This window comes from Burkholderia thailandensis E264 (assembly GCF_000012365.1).
GTDB classification, from domain to species: Bacteria; Pseudomonadota; Gammaproteobacteria; order Burkholderiales; family Burkholderiaceae; genus Burkholderia; species Burkholderia thailandensis.
The window spans coordinates 1,427,990-1,447,159 of the sequence record NC_007650.1 but is presented as its reverse complement, the minus strand read 5'-3'; the positions used below and the strand labels follow the sequence as shown (position 1 = coordinate 1,447,159).

At 73.2% G+C, this 19,170-nt stretch carries 12 protein-coding genes; 3 read left to right on the top strand and 9 right to left on the bottom strand.

Annotation, left to right across the window (positions count from 1 at the left end; genetic code table 11):
• Nucleotides 1–53: 53 nt before the first annotated feature.
• Nucleotides 54–350 carry a phosphopantetheine-binding protein gene (locus BTH_RS06265; protein ID WP_009896813.1) on the top strand — a complete coding sequence of 99 codons (297 nt, stop codon included), beginning with the start codon at nucleotides 54–56 and terminating at the stop codon, nucleotides 348–350.
• Here BTH_RS06265 and BTH_RS06260 read toward each other — a convergent pair.
• A complete protein-coding gene (locus BTH_RS06260) occupies nucleotides 340–1,485 on the bottom strand; it encodes a 4-hydroxyphenylpyruvate dioxygenase family protein (protein WP_011401196.1) in 1,146 nt (381 codons plus the stop codon). The genes BTH_RS06265 and BTH_RS06260 overlap by 11 nt on opposite strands.
• Before the next feature lie 372 nt (nucleotides 1,486–1,857).
• Here BTH_RS06260 and shiA point away from each other — a divergent pair, with 372 nt between their 5' ends.
• Entirely contained in the window at nucleotides 1,858–3,165 is a 1,308-nt protein-coding gene (shiA, locus tag BTH_RS06255) for a shikimate transporter (RefSeq protein WP_009896805.1), read from the top strand.
• Between the two features lie 35 nt (nucleotides 3,166–3,200).
• Nucleotides 3,201–3,971, top strand: coding sequence for an IclR family transcriptional regulator domain-containing protein (locus BTH_RS06250; protein ID WP_009896803.1), 771 nt, complete (start codon nucleotides 3,201–3,203; stop codon nucleotides 3,969–3,971).
• A gap of 28 nt (nucleotides 3,972–3,999) precedes the next feature.
• On the opposite strand, the gene BTH_RS06245 is transcribed toward BTH_RS06250, so the two are convergent.
• From BTH_RS06245 to BTH_RS06210, 8 genes are read right to left on the bottom strand one after another with little or no spacing between them, the layout of a single operon-like run.
• A complete protein-coding gene (locus BTH_RS06245; RefSeq protein WP_011401194.1) occupies nucleotides 4,000–4,272 on the bottom strand; it encodes an acyl carrier protein in 273 nt (90 codons plus the stop codon).
• Nucleotides 4,269–6,089: a fatty acyl-AMP ligase gene (locus tag BTH_RS06240; protein WP_011401193.1), complete on the bottom strand. Its 1,821-nt coding sequence runs from the start codon at nucleotides 6,087–6,089 to the stop codon at nucleotides 4,269–4,271. The genes BTH_RS06245 and BTH_RS06240 overlap by 4 nt, the downstream gene beginning before the upstream one ends.
• Nucleotides 6,086–7,033, bottom strand: coding sequence for an MsnO8 family LLM class oxidoreductase (locus BTH_RS06235; protein ID WP_009896798.1), 948 nt, complete (start codon nucleotides 7,031–7,033; stop codon nucleotides 6,086–6,088). Before BTH_RS06235 ends, BTH_RS06240 begins: the two co-directional genes overlap by 4 nt.
• A gap of 11 nt (nucleotides 7,034–7,044) precedes the next feature.
• Nucleotides 7,045–8,109: a 1-aminocyclopropane-1-carboxylate deaminase/D-cysteine desulfhydrase gene (locus BTH_RS06230; RefSeq protein WP_009896797.1), complete on the bottom strand. Its 1,065-nt coding sequence runs from the start codon at nucleotides 8,107–8,109 to the stop codon at nucleotides 7,045–7,047.
• Nucleotides 8,106–9,398 (bottom strand): hypothetical protein, encoded by a 1,293-nt coding sequence (locus tag BTH_RS06225; protein WP_009896796.1) that lies wholly within the window; start codon nucleotides 9,396–9,398, stop codon nucleotides 8,106–8,108. Before BTH_RS06225 ends, BTH_RS06230 begins: the two co-directional genes overlap by 4 nt.
• The gene (locus BTH_RS06220; protein WP_011401192.1) at nucleotides 9,395–14,119 is read right to left on the bottom strand and encodes a non-ribosomal peptide synthetase; all 4,725 of its coding nucleotides are present in this window, start codon (nucleotides 14,117–14,119) and stop codon (nucleotides 9,395–9,397) included. Before BTH_RS06220 ends, BTH_RS06225 begins: the two co-directional genes overlap by 4 nt.
• 17 nt (nucleotides 14,120–14,136) lie before the next feature.
• Complete coding sequence (locus BTH_RS06215; RefSeq protein ID WP_009896793.1) at nucleotides 14,137–18,099, bottom strand: non-ribosomal peptide synthetase; 3,963 nt, start codon at nucleotides 18,097–18,099, stop codon at nucleotides 14,137–14,139.
• Nucleotides 18,096–19,157, bottom strand: a complete 1,062-nt coding sequence (locus BTH_RS06210) for a TauD/TfdA family dioxygenase (protein WP_009896791.1) — start codon at nucleotides 19,155–19,157, stop codon at nucleotides 18,096–18,098. Before BTH_RS06210 ends, BTH_RS06215 begins: the two co-directional genes overlap by 4 nt.
• Nucleotides 19,158–19,170: the final 13 nt, after the last annotated feature.

Genomic DNA, 19,170 nt, shown 5'->3' with positions numbered 1-19,170 from the left:
GGGAACCGCCTACGGGGAGCCGCCGCTCCCCGTTTTTTCTTCGGAGGAAGACCATGACGATCCACGTCGAAGTTCCGCATGTCCAGCGTATCGACGACGCGGTGCTCGCCGTCGTCCGGGCCGTGCTCGATCGCCCGGATGCCGCGATGCACGACGCGTTCTTGTCGATCGGCGGATCGCTTCAGGCCGCGCAGCGCGTGGTCGCGCAGCTCCAGCACCGGCTCTGCGCGGACATCGCGCCGCATCTGCTGCTGAACAGCGCGTGCATCGGCGATTTCGCCGACACGCTGATCCGCGCGCTGAACGACGGCTTAGGCGACGCAAGCGCGCCGCGACCGCTCACTGCCTGAGCGCGCCGCGCGCCGCATTCCTCGCGTGCGCGAGCGCGCGCAGATTGCCCTCGCCGAAGCCGTGATGCCCGCGCCGCTCGACGATCTCGAAGAAGATCTCGCCGGGCCGGCGCTTGACGAACGTCTGGAGAAACAGCCTCGGCACGCCGTCGTCGCCGATCTCGCCGTCGACGAGAATGCGGCGCGCGCGCAGCGCATCGACGTCGATCCGGCAGCCGGGCAATCGCGCCTCGATCTCGTCGTAGTAGCGCGCGGGCGGCTCGACGAACTCGACGCCGTTCGCCGCGAGCGCGTCCGCGCACGCGAGAATGTCGTCGGTCGCGAGCGCGATGTGCTGCACCCCCTCGCCCGGATGGTCGGGCAGATACTCGTGCATCAGCTCGGTGCGCCTCGTGCCCTCCTCGTACACCGGAATCCGCACGTCGCCGCACGGCGACACCATCACGCGCGCCTCCTCCGACACGTGCCAGTTCGCGTTGAGTTCATGGATCTCGCGGAAGTGCAGCAGATCGCGATAGAAATCGAGCCACTCCTGCATCCGGCCACGGCCGACCGTCTGCGTCAGGTGATCGACGCGCCGCAGGCCGGCGCCGAAGTAGTCGAGGTCCGCCTGCGCCGTGGCGACGTCGATCGGGCGGAAATCGACGTCGAAGATCGAGATGTCGCCGACCCCGCCGCGCAATCCGCCGCGCCCGCGCCAGCGGTCGACGAAATGGATGTGCGACGCGCCGATCCCCTGGATCGCCGGAATCGTCAATTCGCCGACGCCGATCCGCTCGCCCTCGAACGCCCACGCGCCGAGCTCGATCGCGCGCTCGAACGCGCGCTGCGCGTCGTCGACGCGAATGCCGATCGCACACACGCCCGTGCCATATTCGTCCGCGTAGCGCGCGGCGAACGAATCGGGCTGCGCGTTCACGAGAAAGTTCATCGGCCCTTGCCGGTAGAGCGTGACCGCCTTGCTGACGTGCCGCGCGATCGCCTTGAAACCGAGCTGCTCGAAGCGCCGCGCGAGCGCGTCAGGCTCGCGCGACGCGAATTCGACGAATTCGAGCCCCGCCATGCCGAGCGGGTTGTCGCCCGGCGGGCCGGCAAACGCGGGATCGCTGGACGCGGGACTGGCTGAGCTGGACATCGAGGTCTCCTGGGCTGGCGGGGGAATCGTCGCTGGTCGGCGGCGGCGGCGCGTCGCGCCGCGCGGCCGGGCCGCGCCGGCAATTTTAACCAAATCGTTCACGATGCGAAGCACTGCGGCGCCGGCATCCGTATCGTCGCCCGGCGGGCATTCGCCGTTCGCCCTAGTGCAAACCCCGAAACCGATCGATAATCGCACGCTTTCGTTCGCTAATCGCGCACAATGTTTCGTCGCCGCGTTGCTCCGAAGCCGCCGCCGCTCCTATGCTGCGAGTCACCCCGACACGACGGCTCGCACGAGCCGCGCCGGCGGCCCCGCCCGCGCCTCGCGCCAGCGCGGCGGCCATGTGCCGGCGACAACAGGAGACATCGCATGACCCCAGCATTCGACGCGGCCGGCACGATCGGCACCGCGCCCGCTCACCGCAACCAGGCCCGCAAGGCCGCGATCGGCAGCTTCGTCGGCGCGGTGGTCGACTGGTACGACTTCCTGCTGTACGGCATCGTCGCCGCGCTCGTCTTCAACCATGCGTTCTTTCCGAACGTCAGCCCGACGATGGGCACGCTCGCCGCGTTCGCGACGTTCGGCGTCGGCTTCCTGTTCCGCCCGCTCGGCGGCGTCGTGTTCGGCCATTACGGCGACCGGCTCGGCCGCAAGCGGATGCTCGTGCTGACGGTGATGCTGATGGGCGTGTCGACGGTCGCGATCGGCCTGCTGCCGACCTTCGGCACGATCGGCTGGTGGGCGCCCGCGCTGCTCGTCGCGCTGCGCGCGGTGCAGGGCTTCGCGGTCGGCGGCGAATGGGGCGGCGCGGCGCTGATGGCGGTCGAGAGCGCGCCCGAGAAAAAGAAGGCGTTCTACAGCAGCGGCGTGCAGGTCGGCTACGGCGTCGGGCTCGTGCTCGCGACGGGCATCGTATCGATCCTCGGCCACACGCTCGGCGACGCCGCGTTTCGGGCGTGGGGCTGGCGGCTGCCGTTCGTGTTCAGCATCGTGCTCGTGCTGATCGGCCTGTGGGTGCGTTCGAGCATGGACGAATCGCAGGAATTCGTCGAGAAAGTCGAGCACGGCCACCGCAAGCTGAAGCTGCCGGTGCTCGAGGCGCTGACCCGTCATCCGAGGGCGTTCGTCTACATCGTCGCGCTGCGCCTCGCCGAGTTGTTCACGATGTACATCGTGACCGCGTTCGCGCTCAGCTATTCGACGTCGAACCTCGGGATGTCGCGCGACCTGTTCCTGAACATCGGCCTGCTCGTCGGCGCGCTGAGCTGCGTGACGATCCCGTGCTTCGCGTGGCTCGCCGACCGCTTCGGGCTGCGCCGCGTCTACATCGCCGGCGCGCTCGTCGGGCTCGCGTGCGCGGTGCCGTTCTTCGTCGCGCTCGAGGCGCGCGCGACCGTCTGGATCGTGATCTGCTCGGTGATGCTCGCGAACGTCGCGCACGACATGGTCGTGAGCGTCCAGCAGCCGCTCTTCACCGAGCTGTTCGGCGCCGAGTACCGCTACAGCGGCGCGGGCGTCGGCTATCAGTTCGCGAGCGTGGTGGGCGGCGGCTTCACGCCGTTCATCGCGGTCGCGCTCGTGAGCTTCGGCGGCGGCTCGTGGCATCTCGTCGCCGCGTATCTCGCGACGGGCTGCCTCGTCTCGACGCTCGTGGCCGCGCGGATGCGCGCCGCCTGAGCGAGCGCGGCGAATCGCCCATCGCGACATCGCGAATGAAGAAGACGCCGCTCGACCGACGCGACTGGATCGCGGGCCTCGAGAAAGGCCTCGCGATCCTCGAGGCGTTCGACAGCCAGCACGCGCGGATGACGCCGACCCAGGCCGCCGCGCGCACGGGCTTGACGCGCACCGCCGCGCGCCGCTATCTGCTCACGCTCGAAGCGCTCGGCTACGTATACACCGACGGGCGGCTCTACGGGCTCACGCCGCGCGTGCTGCGGGTCGGCTGGTCGTACTTCGATTCGGCGCGCCTGCCGCGCACCGTGCAGCCGTATCTGCAGCAATTGAGCGCGACGCTCAACGAATCCGCATACGTGAGCGTGCTCGACGAATGGGAACTCGTCGTGATCGCGCGCAACGGCGTGTCGCGCGTGATGACGACGGGCTTCGTGCTCGGCGCGCGCGTGCCCGCGCCGCTGATCTCGCCGGGCGTCGTGCTGCTCGCGTGCAAGGCGGACCAGGACGCGGTGCGCGCGTGGCTCGACTCGACCGAGTTCCCGCCGTTCACCCCGCACACGCTGACCAACAAGGCGCGCCTGCAGGAAAAGATCGACCGCGCGCGCATCGACGGCTATGCGCTGATCGAGCAGCAATTGCAGCTCGGCGTGCGCGGGATCGCCGTGCCGCTCAAGAACCGCCACGGCGAGGTCGTCGCCGCGCTCAGCACCAACATGCCGATCGGCGGCGAAAGCGCCGACGCCGCGCTCGAGCGGGTGCTGCCGCCGCTGCAGGAAGCCGCGCTCGCGATGATGAACGTGCTGTGAGCCGGCGCGCTCGGGCGCGGGCGCCCCGTCAGCGCGCGCGCAAGGCGTCCGCCAGATGGGCCGCGAGGCCCGCGACCGTCGGATAGTCCCAGACGATCGTCGCGTCGACGTCGATCCCGAGCCAATCCTCCAGCTCCGCGCTCAGGCCGACCGCGATCACCGACGTGAGCCCATAGGCTTCCATCGCCTTGTCCGGATCGATCGCGGCCGCGGCGCAGCCCGTCGCCGCCGCGATCCGTCCGATCAGCCAACGCTCGATCGCGTCGGCCGTGGGGGGCAAGGCCGTGCTCGTCATGTTCATGCTTCCTCCCGGCGGGCGCGCCCCGCCTCTATCGATATGGGCGCCTGCCGCAACGAATCGGGCAGCGCGAGCATGCGCGCGCGCAGCTCGCCATAGCGCGTCTTGCCGCTCGTCGTCTTGACGATCGCCCCCGGCAGGCTCAGCCGCACGTGGTCGAGCGGCAGCTCGCAGGCCCGCGCGGCGAGCGCGCGCGCGCCGACGGCGATCGCGTGCAGCCCGGCGTCGGCGTGCGCGTCCCGCTGCAGGATCAGCCGGCGCTGCGCGGCGGCCAGCTCGAGGATCGCGACCGTGCGCTCGCGCCCGCCCGGCTCGGCCAACGCGAACACGGCCGCGTCGCGGATCTCGGCGAGCCCGTCGCGCAGCGTGTCTTCGACGTCGTGCGGATACAGGTTGCGTCCGTTGACGATCATCATCTCCTTCAGCCGGCCGGTGACGTACACGCCGCCGTCGAGCAGAAACCCGAGGTCGCCCGTGCGCAGCCACGGGCCCGCGTCCGGCTCCGGGCCGGCGAGCGCCGCGCCGAACGTCGCGGCGCTCGCCTCGGGCGCGCGATGGTAGCCGTCGGCGACGTGCGGGCCGGCGATCCAGATTTCGCCGACGATGCCGTCCGGACGCCGCCGACGCGTCGCCGGATCGACGACGGCGAGCCGCGCGCCCGCCGGCGGCGCTCCGCAGCACACGGCGGCCGCGCTCGCGTCGCCCGGCGCCGGCGGCTCGGCTCGGCCGGCCGCGAGCCCGGCGGCCGAGATGCGCAGCACGCGCGCGCCGTCGCCCGCGCGCCCGCCCGCCGCGAGCAGCGTCGCTTCCGCCATCCCGTAGCACGGATAGCACGCGCTCGCGCGAAAGCCGGCGGGGCCGAAGCGCTCGCCGAACGCGGCGAGGGTCGCCGCGCGCACGGGCTCCGCGCCGTTGAACGCGACGCGCCAGCTCGACAGATCGAGCCCGGCCGTGTGCTCGGGCGCGATCCGCTCGACGCACAGCCGGTACGCGAAATCCGGCCCGCCGGACGACACCCCGCGCCATTGCGCGATCGCCTGCAGCCAGCGCAGCGGCCGCTTCAGGAACGTCGTCGGCGCCATCGCCACGCAGTCCGCGCCGCTGTAGAGCGGCTGCAGCATGCCGCCGATCAGGCCCATGTCGTGGTAGTGCGGCATCCAGGTCACCGTCGTCGACGCGCGATCGAGCGACATCGCCTGCGCGATCATCCGTTCGTTGGCGACCAAGTTGCGGTGGCGGACGACGACGCCCTTCGGCCGGCTCGTCGAGCCCGACGTGTATTGCAGGAACGCGATGTCGTGCGCCGCGGGCCTAGGCGGCGCGGGACGGCCGGCGCCGTCCGCCTGCATGTCGTCGACGAACAGCACGTCGAGGCGCGCGAGCGCCGCGGATTGCGCGCGCATCCGGCCGATCGCGTCGGCCTGCGGGCGGCACGCGAGAATCAGCCGTGCGCCCGCGTTCCGCGCGATCGCATCGAGCGTCGCCGGGCCGCGCCCGGGGCGCGGCAGCGGCGCCGGAATCGCGATCACGCGCGCCGACAGGCAGCCCCAGAACGCCGCGAGAAAGTCCGGCCCCGGCGGAAACAGCAGCATCGCCATCCGCGGCGCATCGGGCTCGCACGCCAGGCGCCGGTCGAGGCCGGCCGCGATCGCATCCGCGCGGCGAACGAGGCACGCATAGTCGAGCTGCGCGGCGGGCGCGCCCTCCTGTTCCGGCAGATACGTGTATGCACGCCGGCCGGGTTGCCGCTCGGCGTGCGCGCGCACGATGTCGACCATCGTCGGCGTGCGAACCGTGGCGACATGGGCGGACGTCGTCATGCGCGCACCGGTTCGGCCAACGGATGAATCATCGACGCCATCGCCTCGATCGCGTCGATGCGGCGCGCGGGGTCATGCCACAGATGCAGCAGGATGACTTCATCCGCGTGAAACCGCTGCGCGAGCGCGCGCACCTGTTCGCGGCAGGCGTCGTGCGAGCCCGACAGCACGACGCGCATGTCGTCGCGCAGCCAGCCTTCGACGAGGCGGCGCTGCTCGGCCGCGGCGGCGTCCGTGTCCGCGCTGATGCAACTCACGGCCACCGCGACGCGGCCGTCCGGCCGCCGCTCGCGGTACGCGGCCGGCACCGCGGGGTCCTGCCGGCTGCCCTTGTGGAACAGCGAATACGCGTAGTGCGCGCCGCGTGCCGCGGCCGTCGCCGCGCTGCCCGGGCCCGAGCCCATCACCCAAACGGGCGGCGCGTCGACGAACGGCGGCGTCGCGCCGCACGCGAACCGGTGCCCGTCGGGAAACCCGCCGCGCAAAAAGTCGAGCAGTTCGCCGAGCCGCCCGTCGAAGCTCGCCATCAGCGCGGCCACATCCGGCCGCGGCTGCCCGGCGAGCGCGGACAGCGCGACGGGATCGAGCGGCACCGCCGCGCACACGCCGAGATCGACGCGGCCGGGCGTCAGCGCCTCGAGCACGCGAAAGCTCTCCGCGAGCAGCAACGGATTGCGCACGGGGAGCAGCACGGCCGCCGTGCCGATGCGCAGCGTGCGCGTGCGTTGCGCGAGGGCCGCGACCATCATTTCCGGCACGGCCCAGCAGAAATGGGATTCGTGATGCTCGGACAGCCAGAGCCGGTGGTAGCCTAGCCGGTCGAGCCGGTCGGCGAGCGCGAGGCTGTCGGCGAGCACGGCGGGACCGGCGCGGCCGGGCGCCACGATTCCGAAATCCAGGACCGACTGCGCCGGCCGAGAATGAGCGATCGTCGACTTCGTCAATTCGGCATCTCCTACGGTTCGGTTGCGCAACGAGGAAAGGGCGCGCCGTCGGCGGGCGCGCACGCGTCGGCGGCGTCCCGCATCGGATCGGGATCGATCGCGCTGTAGGTGTTCCAGAACAGCACTCGCCGCTGCCGAAGACCGCCGCCCGCGAGCAGCGCGAGCGTCTTCGCGGTGTAGGTGGTTTCGGTGCGGAATGCGCCGAATTGCTCGACATCCGCGCGCGCGCGCTCGGCGACGAGGCCGCCCCGCCCGTAGCTCGGCCCCGCATGGTCGTTCGTCCACAGCAGCGCGCCCCAGCGCGCGGTCGCCGTCAGGCCGTAGCGGCGCAGCAGCCACTCGGTCTGCCGGACCATGCGCAGCAGCTTCGCCGGCCCGGTGACGATCATCGGCACCATCCGCACGGCGACGACCCGCACGTGGAGCCCCGCGAGCGCGAAGCCGAGGTAGACGCCCGCCGCCGTCGCGCAGGTGCCGGTCGGCACGACGACGTCGTCCGGAAGCGGCAGGCTGCCCGCGCGGATCGCCTGCGCGACTTCGAGCGCGCCCTCGACGACGCCCATCACGCCGAGCGGATGATTCGCGCCGGGCGGAATCCAGAACGGCCGCGCCGAGCCGAGCCGCTTGAGCCGCGCGCGCAGCAGCGTCGCGGGCACGGCGGCGAAGCTGCCGCAGCGCATCACCTCCATGCCGTACGCGGGCAGCAGCCGGCGGTTCAGTTCGATCTCCGGCACGTCGGGCTGCGGCGTCGCGACGCCGCGCGTGCGAAAACCCGTCAGCCGGCCGAACACCGCGGTCGCGAGCAACTGATGGCTGCCGTAGGGCCCCATCGTGACGACGCCGTCCGCGCCCACCGCGCGCGCGCGGCCGAGGAAGAACTCGAGCGTGCGGACCTTGCTGCCGCCGTAGAGCGGATTGGCGAGATCGTCGCGCTTGACCCACAGGCCGGCCTGCCCCCAACGGCGCGCGAGTTCCGGCTCCTCGGTCACGGGCGTGGGCCGCTCGAGCAGGTCCAGCGGCCTGACGAGCGTGTCGAGCCCCGGAACCAGTTCGGAAAGCAGGCGTACGCGGCTCATCGATGTCCTCCCGGCGGCGCGGCCCCGAGGCCGAGCCGCGCCAATTCGCCCGCGAGCGCGTCGGCGGCGCGCCGGGGCGCGAGCGCGTCCGCGATGCGCGAATCCGCCCCGCCGAGCCGCTGCACGCGCGCGGCGAGATCCGGCAACAGCCGGTTGAGCACCAAGACCATCGCGAGCGACGGATTGCGGTACTCGGCCTCGACGTCCGGCGCATCGCCGAGCAGGAACTGCCGGCAGGTCTGCGCGAGATCCGCGATCGCCGACAGCAGCGTTTCGAGAAACCGCCGATCGTCGGTCACGTCGGCCGTGCGGCATACCGAGCCCAGGTCGACGAATCCGCCGTCGATGACCGCGTTCTTCGTGTCGAGGCAATGGCCCACGCCCATGCTCTCGACGCTCGCGGGCAGGAAGCCGAGCGCGAGCATGCGCGCGAGCAGTTCGAGCCAGCCGTCGATCGTCGCGGCGGGATCGGTCAGCGCGGACAGGCGCGCGAGCCAGCCGTTTTCCGGCCGTCCGGCGAGCAGTTGAGGCAGATGCGCGACGCGATGCGGGACGGCCGGATAGTGGTACGCGACCGCGCCCAGGCCATCGGCCGCGACACGCTCGACGGCGAGCCGCGCGCGGCGCGTGAGGAGCGGCGCGAGCCGCGCGAGATGCGCGTGCGCTGCCGCGTCGGGCCAGCGAATCGCGACGAGCGGCAGCGGCACGCGCGCGACGCGGCCGAAGCGCGCCAGATGCGCGCGCTGCACGGCGGCGGCGGCGTGCGCGTCCTCGAGCGCCTCGTCGACCGACATCGCGAGCGGAATCTTCTGCTCGTTCAGCGGGAAATGCTCGAGCGCGGAAAACAGCGAGCGGCCCCGGCCGGGGAACTCGACCCGATGCGCCGCGAGCATCCGCAGATGCGGCTCGACGTCGGCCGCGAGGATCTCGCTGCCCTTGATCGCGAGCACGCCGTCCGCGCGCTGCAGGTAGAACGCGCGCAAGTGCCGGTATGGGCGCACCGCGGCCGGATCGTCGAATGGCGCGATCCGGCCGGCCGCCGGCACGCCCGCGCGCAGCCCGGCGAGCGCATCGGCGAGCGCGGGGCGCGCGGCGACGAGCTCCGGCGCGGCGTCGGCGGCATCCCAGAGGATCGCCGCCGGCGCGTGGCGCGTGACGATCGCGCAGTGGTCGCGCGCCGCGCCGCTCTTGATGCCGCCCTCGAGATCGCCCTTCTTGACATCGTTATTCGTGTCGCCCTTCATGCCGCTCGCGACATGGCTCCCGCGTTCGCCGAAGACATCGTTCATCGCCCCCCTCCTTCCGTGCGCGCGAGCCGGCGCAACCGTTCGAGCCCCGCGCGACGCAAGCTCTGACGGCCGAGCTCCGCGCGCTGCGCCTGGCCCGCATCGAGCAGCCGCGCGATGTCGGCCACGCCGACCGCGGCGTTCTGCGCGACGAGCTCGAGCACCGCCTGCAGATCGGCGGCGATGCCCTGCGCCGTCGCCGCGTCGAACAGATCGGTCGCGTATTCGAGCGTGCCCGCGAGTCCGTCGGGCCGCTCGGCCAAGGTCACGAGCAGGTCGTACTTCGCTGTGCCCGTGTCGATCTCGAGCGGCTCGACGCGCAGATGGCGGCTCGACAGCGTCATGAACGGCGTGTTCTGCAGCACGAACTTCACCTGGAACAGCGGCATCCGCCCGGGCTCGCGCGGCGGATTCAGCGTGCGCACCAGCGTGTCGAACGGCACGTCCTGATGGAAGAAACCGTCGAGCGCGCGCGCGCGCACCGCGCGCAGCGCATCGCGGAAGCTGTCGCAGCCGCTCAGGTCGATGCGCAGCACCAGTTGGTTCACGAAGAAGCCGATCAGCCGCTCCGCCGCGGGGTGCGTGCGCCCCGCGAGATCGGTGCCGATCGCCAGATCGTCCTGCCCGCTGCGGTGGCGCAGCACCGTCGCGAACGCGGCGAGCCCGACCATGAAGAGCGTGCAGCTCTCGCGGCGCGCGAGCGCCGCGAGCGCGTGAGACGTCGCCGCCGGCACCCGGAAGCGCACCACCGCGCCCGCGAAGCGTTGCGCAGGCGAGCGCGGCCGATCGGTCGGCAGGTTCAGCGCCGGCAAGCCCGCGAGCGTCGCGCGCCAGTAGTCGAGCTGCCGCTCGAGCTCGCCGCGCGCGAGCCGCGACGCCTGCCACGCGCTCAGATCCGCGTATTGCGCGTCGAGCGGCGGCAGCGCCGGCGCCGCGCCCTCGACGAGCGCGTCGTACGCGCCGAGCAGTTCCTGCGCGAAGATGCCGACCGACCAGCCGTCCGCCGCCGCGTGATCCATCAGGATCAGCGCCAGCGCGCGGTCCGCGCGCGTGTGCGCGAGCAGCACCCGGAACGGCAGTTCGCGCGCCAGATCGAATGGCCGCCGCGCGTCGGCGCGCGCGAGCGCGAGCGCTTCGGCTTGCGGATCGGCGGCGCCCGTCAGGTCCGCCACCCGGATCGGCAGCGGCAGCGGCAGGTCGGCGCGGGCGGGCGTCTGCGCGGGCCGGCCGCCGATGTCGACGATGTGGCTGCGCAGGATCTCGTGGCGCTCGGCCACCACGGCCACGGCCCGCTCGAGCGCCGCGCGCTCGACGCGGCCGTCGAGCCAGGCCGCGAGCACGATCGTGTAGAACGGGCTGTCCGGCTCCAGGCGATGCAGGAACCACAGCCGCTCCTGAGCGGGCGATAGCGGCAGCGGGCCGTCGCGCGACAGCCGCGGCAGCGCGCCCTCCTGCGCGCCGTGCGGGTCCTGCGCATCGCCCGCGTCGCGTGCGCGCGCGTCGCCGGCGACGATCGCCGCGCTCAGCTCGCGCACGGTCGGATGCCGGTACAGCAGCGCGAGCGGCAGGTCCCGGCGCAGCGCGACGCGCAGCCGCGCGATCACCGACGTCGCGCGCAGCGAGTGCCCGCCGAGCGCGAAGAAGTCCTGATCGACCGGCACCGACGCGAGGCCGAGCACGTCGGCCCAGATCCCGGCCACCAGTTCCTCGACCAGATGCGCCGCGCCGTCCGCCTTCGCGCGCTCGGCGAGCGGCGCGGGCAGCGCATGGCGGTCGACCTTGCCGTTCGCGCTGACGGGCAGCGCGTCCAGCATCACCAGATGCGCCGGCACCATCGGCGGCGGCAGCAGGCCGCGCAGATGCGCGATCAGGTCGGCGGCGCCCGCGCGGCCGCCCGGCCTCGGCACCGCGTACGCGACGAGCGTCCGGTCGTCGCGGCCGTCCGCCGGGCCGCCCTCGCCGTTCGCGCGCACGACGGCCAGCGCGTCCTGCACGTCCGGATGACGGGCCAGCGCCGCCTCGACCTCGCCCAGTTCGATACGAAAGCCGCGAATCTTCACCTGATGATCGTCGCGGCCGAGGAACTCGATCGTTGCGTCGTCCCAGAAGCGCGCGCGGTCGCCCGTGCGGTACATCCGCGCGCCCGGGCGATCGCCGTGCGGGTCCGCGACGAAGCGCGCGGCCGTCAGCGCGGGCTCGCCCGCGTAGCCGTCGCTCAGGCATTCGCCGCCAATGTACAGATCGCCGGGGATGCCGGGCGGCACCGGGCGCAGCGCCCGGTCGAGAATGTAGTAGCGCGCGTTCTGGATCGGCCGGCCGTACGGAATGCTTCGCCAGCCCGGCTCGACGCGCTCGACGACGTGATAGTTCGACCAGATCGCGGCCTCGGTCGCGCCGCCGAGCGCGACGACGCTCGCGCCGGGAAAGCAGCCGCGCATCCAGTCGGGCAGCGACAGCGGAATCCAGTCGCCGCTGCAAAAAACGAGACGCAGGCGGCTGCCTTCGACACGCTCCTGCAAGAGCGGATGAAGCTGCCAGAGCGCGGCCGGCGCGCTGTCCCAGAAGGTGACGGGCTCCTCGGCGAGGATGCGGGCGAGCCGCTCCGGGTCCGCCGCCTCGTCGTCGCTCGCGATGCGGATCGACCCGCCCGCCGCGAGCACGCCGAAGATGTCGTAGACCGACAGGTCGAACGCGGGCGACGTCACGAACAGCATCCGGTCCGACGGCCCGACGCCGAACCGGCGATTCACCCACTCGATCAGGTTGACGACCGGCCGATGCCGCATCATCACGCCCTTCGGCTTCCCGGTCGATCCGGACGTGAAGATCACGTACGCGAGATCGTCGGCGGTGCCGCGCTCCGGCTCGCGCCCCGGTGCGCTCGCGCCCCGGACGATCTCCTCCGCGACGAGCAGCGCCGCCGGGCGACCGCCCAGATGCGCGGCCGTCTCGTCGCCGATCGCCGCGGACGTGACGACGCAGCCGATCGACAACGCGTCGACGATGTCGCCGACCCGGGCGGGCGGCAGGTTGCACGCCAGCGGAACATACGCGCGGCCCGAGCGCAGGATGCCGAGCAGCGCCGCGACCAGATGCCGGTCACGCGACATGCGCACCGCGACGGGCGCGCCCGCGGGCACGCGCGCCGCGTCGAGCGCGGCGGCGACCGCGCGGCTCAGCCGGTCCAGCTCGCCGTAGCCGAGCGTGCCCGCGCCGTCGATCAGCGCGGGCGCGTCCGGCGCTTGCGCCGCCCGGCGCGCGAACAGCCCGTGCAGCGTGGCCGTGCGCTCGTACGGCGCCTGCGTCGCGTTCCAGTCTTGCAGGATGCGGCGCTGCTCGTCGGCCGTCAGCAGCGCGAGGCCCGCGAGATCCGCGCGCTCGTCGGCGCGCGCGATGCCGGCGAGCACGACGCGCAACTGGCCGAGCATGCGCCGCCCTTCCTCCATCGCGATTCGCGTGCGATCGACGATCAGCCGCAACGCCAGCCCGTCGGCCCGCGGCTCCGCGATCAGCGTCAGCGCATAGTTCGCGCGTTCCTCGACGCGCGCGTGCACGAGCCGCAGCGGCGCACCGGCGGACGCGGGCGCGACCGGATAGTTCTCGTAGACGACGAGGCTGTCGAACAGCGGCACGCCCGCGGGCAAGTCCGACGCGCGCTGGATCGCCGACAGCGACGCATGCTCGTGCGGCTGCGTGCGCGCGAGCCGTTCCTGCACGTCGCGCAGCCAGCCGCCGATGTCGCTTTGCGCCGGCACGGCCGCGCGCAGCGGGACCGTGTTGATGCAAAGTCCGACGAGCCGGTCCGCGTCGGGCAAGTCCGCCGGCCGGCCGGCCACCGTCACGCCGTAGACGACCTCCGGCACGTCCGCCCGCCGCCCGAGCAGCCAAGCCCACGCGGCGAGCACCGGAACGGCGGCCGACACGCGATGACGCCGCGCGGCGTCCTCCAGCGCACGGCGCGCCGGCAAGTCCAGTTGCAGATCGCACGGCACGTAGTCGCCGCTCGTCGCGGCGTCCCGCCTGAGATCGCCGACGAGCGGCGTCGGCTGCGCGAAGCCGGCGAGCGTCGCGCGCCAGAACGTGTCGTCGCGCGGCCGGTCGGCGCGTGCGATGCGCTCGACGAACGCGGCGTAGCGCGGCGCGGGCCGCAGCGCGGCCGGGCGCCGGTGCAGATGCGCCGCGTGGAGCGTCTGCAGCTCGTCGAGCAGGACGCCCGTCGACCATCCGTCGAGAATCAGATGATGGTGGCTGACGATCATCAGGTGGCGCGCGGGCGCGCGGCGCACGATCGCGACGCGCAGCAGCGGCGCCTTCGCCGGATCGAAGCGCCGCTCGCGGTCCGCGCGCAGGTACGCGTCGAGCTTCGCGTCGAATGCGTCGGGCTCGAGATCCGGCCAGTCGAGCCATTCGATCGGCGCCGGCGCGCGCCGCAGCACGACCTGCCGAGGCTCGTCGCGCCGCTCCCAGAGGAACGCGGCGCGCAGGCTCTGATGCCGATCGACGAGGTCCGCCCACGCGGCGGCGAACGCGCGCGCGTCGAGCGCGCCGTCGAGCTCGGCTATGAGCTGCTGGAAAAACACGGCCGACGCGGGATCGAGCAGGCTGTGGAACAGCATGCCGTGCTGCATCGGCGTGAGCGGCAGCACCGCCTCGATCGCCGGCGGACCGGACCGCGTATCGGCGGCGGTGGGAAAAAGGATCGGCGAAGAAGCGCTCGTCGTCATCGGTCGGCTCGCCTCCATCAGTGTCCGAGCAGCGTGAAGAAAACCCGCTCGCCGATCGCCTCGATGCGGTCCGCCGCGCGCAGCGCGTCGCGGATCTGCGCGCCGACGAGCGCCGCGGCCGGCTCGCGAACGATCGACAGGTGATGCGCGGGGATGTCTCGGCGGCTGACCACCGCGACGCGCTCCCAGCCCAGTTCCGGCGAATCGCTGCGCTGGCGCGCCGCCGCGTCGCGCACGGGCGCGGGCAGCGGCTGCGTCGCGCGCAGCAGCAGCACGCGGCGCGGATACGGCCCGGGCCGGTAGCGGCGCACGGCGGCGGCGTTGCGCCGAAAGACCTCGAAGAGCCGGCGCATCCGCTCGGGCGGCGCATCGGGCGGCAGCGAGCCGGCCGCGACGGCCAGCTCGCGCAGCCGCGCCATCGCGGCCGGCGGTTCGAGCGTCGACAGATCCGGCGCGTCGATTCCCGCCGTGAACGCGAGCAGCCGGCCGACCGAGCCGATCAGCTCGGCGTCGGTGCGCGGGCCCGGATCGGCGCCGTCCGACGCGACGCTGTCGATCAGCGCGAGCAGCCCGACCTCCTGCCGCTGCGCGAGCAACTGGCGCGCGATCTCGAACGCGACGACGCCGCCCGACGACCAGCCCGCGAGGTAGTACGGGCCGTCGCCCGCGAGCGGGCGCATGTGCGCGATATGGAGCGCCGCCAGCTCCTCGACGCTGCCGTAATCGGCGTCGCCGTCGAGGCCCGGGTCCTGCAGCGCGTAGATCGGCCGGCTCGGGCCGAGCCGCCGCGCGAGATCGCGGTAACAAAGCACGTTGCCGCCCGTCGGATGCACGAGGAAGACGGGGCGTTCGCCGTCGATGCCGCGATTGATGGGCACCACCACCGGGTGCGCTTGCGCGCGCCGCCGGATAAGCGCCGCCTGCGCGGCGACGGTCGGCGCGTCGAACAGCGAAGCGAGCGGCAGATCGCAATCGAACTCGCGCTTGACTTCCGCCATCAGCCGCACGGCCAGCAGCGAATGCCCGCCGAGGTCGAAGAACGTGCGATCGACGCCCACCGGCTGGACGTCGAGCACGGCCTCCCACACGCGTTCGAGCCGCAGCTCGACCGGGTCGCGCGGCGCGGCGCCGTCGGGCGGGGCGTCGACGCCGCCCGCCAGCGCCGCGCGATCGACCTTGCCGCTCGCGTTGCGCGGCAGCGCGTCGAGCCGCCGGCATTGGCCGGGAATCATGTAGTCCGGCAGTTGCGTCGCGAGCCACTCGCGCAACGGCGCGGGCTCCACGCCGCGGCCGGCGCGGCAATCGTACGCGCAGACGAGCCGCGCGATGCCGTTCGCGTCCAGGTCGACCCGCGCCGCCGCGTTCGCGACGTCCGGATGCCGGGCGATCGTCGCTTCCACTTCGCCGAGCTCGACCCGGTAACCGCGCAATTTCACCTGATCGTCGGCGCGGCCGAAAAAGTCGAGCCGGCCGTCGTGGCGCCACGCGCCCAGATCGCCGCTGCGATAGACGCGCGGCGCGAGCGGATCGACCGGATCGGCGACAAAGCGCTCCGCGGTCAGATCGGGACGATGGAGATAGCCGCGCGCGGGCGCGGCGCCGCCGATCAGGATCTCCCCGCGCATGCCGACAGACACCGGGCGGGCGCGCGAATCGACGACGTACAGCCGGACATTGTCGATCGGGCGGCCGACCGGCACGGGATCGTCGGCGGCGTCGACCCGCTCCGCGCAGACCTGGATCGTCGTCTCGGTCGGGCCGTACAGGTTGACGAGCGCGGCGCGGTGCACGGCGGCGAAGCGCCGGACGAGATCCGGCGTCAGCGCCTCGCCGCCGCAGAACACGCGGCGCAGCGCGCCGCACGCGGCGAAGGCCGGCTCGTCGACGAGCACGCGCAGCAGGCTCGGCACGAGCTGCAACACGGTGATGCGCTCGCGCGCGAGCGTTTCGACGAGCGCCGGCACGTCGCGCTCGAGACCGGGCGGCGCCATCACGAGCCGCGCGCCGCAGAGTAGCGGCAGGAAAAACTCCCAGATCGACGCGTCGAATCCGGCGGCGGTCTTTTGCAGCACCGCATCGTCCGCGCCGAGCGGGAACGCGCGCGTCATCCACGCCATGTGGTTCGCGAGCGATCCGTGCGTCACCACGACGCCTTTCGGCCGCCCCGTCGAGCCCGACGTGTACAGCACGTACGCAGCCTGCTCGGGTGCCGGGACGGGCCACGCGCCCAGATCCGCGTCGCCGCCCGCGCCGGCATCCGCATCGGCGGCGGCGCTCGCCACCAGCTCCGACGCCTCGTGCGCGGGCACGTGCGCGCCCGCGCCGGGCCCGGCCGGATCGATGCACACAAGCGCGAGATCCTGCGGCAGATCGGCCGCGGCGTCCGGCGGCGTCAGCACGAGCCGCGCGCCGCTGTCCTCGAGCATGTAGCGCCGGCGCGCGGCGGGCAGCTCCGGCGGCATCGGCAGAAAAACGCCGCCCGCCCGCATCACGGCGAGCATCGCCGTCACGAGCGCCGCGCCGCGCGGAAGATGCAGCGCGACGGGCGTCTCCGCCGCGACGCCCGCCGCCGTCAGCCGCGCCGCGAGCGCACGGGCCTCGCGCTCGAGCGCCGCCGCCGTCATGCGCGTGGCGCCGTCCTGCACGGCGAGCCGATCCGGCGTCGCGGCAGACGCCGCCGCCACCGCCAGATGCACCGGCGTCCAGCGGCCGTGGTCCACACGCGGGCCCTGAAAGTCCGTGGTGACGAGCCGCCGCTCCGTCTCGCCCAGCAAGTCCGGCTCGTCGAATGCCGTGTCCGGGTTCGCGAGCGCCGCGGCGAGCAGCGTCGCGAACTGCTCCGCCAGCCGTGCGATCGCGCCGTCGTCGCGCACCGCGCCCGCGTGGTAGTCGATGTCCGCGCGCAGCGCGCCGCCGGGCCCGACGAGCACCGACAGCCTCAGCAACGCCGGCTCGCCCGCCGCCGTCACGTCGACGACGCGCAGCGGCGCGCCGTCCGGCATCTCGGCCGCCGTGAGCACCTCGATCTGGAACGGCGCAAAGCGTCCGTCGTCCGGCGGGACGAGATGGTGACGCAGATCGGCGGCCGTCGCGCGCGCGTCGGCCGCCGATCGCGCGAGGCTGGCGAACGTGCCGTCGGGCGCGGACAACGCGCTCGACAGCGAAAGCGGCACGGGCGCGGCGAGCGGGCCGAGCGCCGCGGCGAGCTCGTCGAACGGGCGGCCGTCGGCGACGATCGCCACCGGCTGCGCATCGCCGCCCGACAGCCGGCGCAGCAGCACAGCCCAGACGGCGGTCAGCAGATCGGCCGGCGTCACGCCGAGTCGCGCGCAGAGCGCGCCGACGCGCGCGCCCGTGTCCGCCGGCAGCGAACACGCGTGGCGCGCGCGCCGATACGCGGATGCACGGCCCGCGCGCAGCGCCGGCAGGGCCGGCCACGGCCCGTCGACGGACTGCAGCGCCCCTTCCGGCCAGCGCCATGCGCCGTCTTCCGCCAGCAGGTCGTGCTGCCACTGAGCGAGATCGAAGAATTGCAGCGGCGCGTCGGCATCCGCGTCCCGGCCGGCGAGCCGCGCGGCGAGCGCGGCGCCGATGCGCAGCATCGTCGGGCCATCGGCGCACAGCGCCGGCAGCGACAGCACGAGGCCCGCCGCATCCATCGATGCGCGCAATGCCGGCGCGTGCGCCCCCGGCTCGCTTCCGTCGTCCAGACGCAGACACGCGTCGCCCGGCGCGGTCTGCAGCGGCAGGCGCATCTCCGGCAATCGCGGGAAGCGCGCGCGCAGAATCTCGTGCCGGCCGATCAGCGCGTTGAGCGCGGCCTCGACCGCCGCGCGAGGCGGCGGCGCGGCCATCCATGCGAAACGGGCCGCCACCCGCTGCTCCGCCGGCAGCCACCCCGCGTCCGCCAGCGCCCATAAGCGCTGCTGCCCGGGCGACAGCCGGAAGCCGTTCAGCGCGGTCTCGCTCGTCGCGCTCATGCAAGGCGCTCCTTGAGCGCGGCCATCTCGCGCGCGTCCAGCTCGACCGCGTCGCCCATCGCGGCGAGCACGCGGCGCTCGCCGGTGAACGGCGCGCGGCCGTGCGCGACGAGCATGTTGTCCGCCATCAGGAAATCGCCCTTTTGCCACGGGAACGCCACCGTCTCGCACGCGTATGCGTCGCGCAGGTGCGCGGCGACGTCGTCGGGGATCGTCCCGCCGTCGCCGTAGCAGGTGTTGTACGGCAGGCTCTCGATGCCGAAGTCCGCCTCGAAGCGGCGGCGCACCGGCTCGTGCAGGCTCGATCCGTGCCAGAACGCGACGTGGTTGAACCACAGCGCGTCGCCCGTGCGCGGATGCGCGTGGATCGCCGGCCGGATCTGGCGCGTGCGCAGCCAGCCGTTCGGCAGCCATTGCCACGACACGTCCATCGCGCGCAGATAGCGCTCGAGCTCGTCGACCGTCTCGACCGCATACGCGTGCCGCCAGCTCGGCCCCATTCCCGAGCCGAAACAGCGCGAGAGCTGCCAGCCGCGGCGGCGGAATTCGTCGCGCACCGCGGGATCGATGCGCCCGAGCACGCGGCGCACGTCCGCGAGCGGCGTCGCGCCGCCCGTCTCGGACGGCACCGTGCAGCAGAAGAAGATCCGGCCGGGCCACGCCTTCACGTACGACAGCTCGTTGTGCAGCGCGATCGGGTATTCCTGCGGGAAATACGTCGACGTGTAGATGTGCTGCCCGAGATGCTCGCGCGGCGTCGCCTTCTCGATGTAGCTCATCAGGCGCACGCCGGTCGCCGCGACCGCGCGGTGAAACGCCGCTTCGTCCGCGATGCCGAAGCCGCGAAACAGGATCGCGCCGTGCCGCGCGAGCCAGGCGGTCAGTGTGTCGCCGTGCCGCTCGATCCATGCGGCCGCGTCCACGCCCGCCAGCTCCGGCTCCACGACGAGCGGCAGCGCGCCGTCGGCGAACAGCGGCCGCGCCCGGACCATGCTGTCGGCCGTCACGTTGATCGTCTGGCGCCGGGCCAGCTTCAGGGGCGTCGATGAAGCGTGCATGTCGTTCGTCCTC

Excerpts from the sequence above, each read along its gene's own strand:
- BTH_RS06265 (WP_009896813.1), top strand. The coding sequence starts at position 54 with ATGACGATCCACGTCGAAGTTCCGCATGTCCAGCGTATCGACGACGCG.
- BTH_RS06260 (WP_011401196.1), bottom strand. The coding sequence starts at position 1,485 with ATGTCCAGCTCAGCCAGTCCCGCGTCCAGCGATCCCGCGTTTGCCGGC.
- shiA (WP_009896805.1), top strand. The coding sequence starts at position 1,858 with ATGACCCCAGCATTCGACGCGGCCGGCACGATCGGCACCGCGCCCGCT.
- BTH_RS06250 (WP_009896803.1), top strand. The coding sequence starts at position 3,201 with ATGAAGAAGACGCCGCTCGACCGACGCGACTGGATCGCGGGCCTCGAG.
- BTH_RS06245 (WP_011401194.1), bottom strand. The coding sequence starts at position 4,272 with ATGAACATGACGAGCACGGCCTTGCCCCCCACGGCCGACGCGATCGAG.
- BTH_RS06240 (WP_011401193.1), bottom strand. The coding sequence starts at position 6,089 with ATGACGACGTCCGCCCATGTCGCCACGGTTCGCACGCCGACGATGGTC.
- BTH_RS06230 (WP_009896797.1), bottom strand. The coding sequence starts at position 8,109 with ATGAGCCGCGTACGCCTGCTTTCCGAACTGGTTCCGGGGCTCGACACG.
- BTH_RS06225 (WP_009896796.1), bottom strand. The coding sequence starts at position 9,398 with ATGAACGATGTCTTCGGCGAACGCGGGAGCCATGTCGCGAGCGGCATG.
- BTH_RS06220 (WP_011401192.1), bottom strand. The coding sequence starts at position 14,119 with ATGACGACGAGCGCTTCTTCGCCGATCCTTTTTCCCACCGCCGCCGAT.
- BTH_RS06215 (WP_009896793.1), bottom strand. The coding sequence starts at position 18,099 with ATGAGCGCGACGAGCGAGACCGCGCTGAACGGCTTCCGGCTGTCGCCC.
- BTH_RS06210 (WP_009896791.1), bottom strand. The coding sequence starts at position 19,157 with ATGCACGCTTCATCGACGCCCCTGAAGCTGGCCCGGCGCCAGACGATC.